At 60.5% G+C, this 555-nt stretch carries 1 protein-coding gene; it reads left to right on the forward strand.

Annotated elements, in window-relative coordinates; all coding sequences use genetic code 11:
* Positions 1-159: 159 nt before the first annotated feature.
* The gene (locus tag SB751_RS28055) at positions 160-348 is read left to right on the forward strand and encodes a hypothetical protein (protein WP_006389355.1); all 189 of its coding nucleotides are present in this window, start codon (positions 160-162) and stop codon (positions 346-348) included.
* The last annotated feature ends 207 nt before the right edge of the window (positions 349-555 follow it).

Consider the following 555-nt stretch of genomic DNA (forward strand, 5'->3'; position numbering starts at 1 on the left):
CGTATCTTTGCTTATGCTGCCCCGCAGCGCCGATTTGGGGCATCATCAGCACCAGGATGTTGCCGATACGCACCAGGCACTTGCACAGCTTCAGGGTTAACCCTATAATTCGGGTTATCCCTAGTAGCTAAACAACAGTGCAAGCCCGTGGAGGCTATTGTGATCAACCCGAACAACACCATCCGCCTGACCGACGAACTCGAGCGTCAACTGATGCTGCAGGCTATTGAAGAACAGTTCCGCCCGCACCCGATGCGTGCGTTGGCCGCCGGCCTGCGTAAGCTGGCCCACGGCATCCGTGCCCTGGCTGGCAAGACGAGCGCCAAGAACGCGCACTCGGCCGCCTGAAGCAGGATTGCAGGCCTGATGGCCTGAACGATTTCCCCTTGGGGGCTGCATAGCCCCTTTTATAGACCCGCCCTTACCGGCGGGTTTTTTTTATGGCCGGAGCCGGGAAACCGTCAACCCACCGGGTGGCCGCTTTGTCGGATAATACCGGCCCATGACCGACGCCTCCCTCGACCAGACCCCCAACCGGCTGCGCCGGTTCGCCTG

It is taken from the genome of Cupriavidus sp. SIMBA_020, from assembly GCF_046535395.1.
GTDB classification, from domain to species: domain Bacteria; phylum Pseudomonadota; class Gammaproteobacteria; order Burkholderiales; family Burkholderiaceae; genus Cupriavidus; species Cupriavidus campinensis.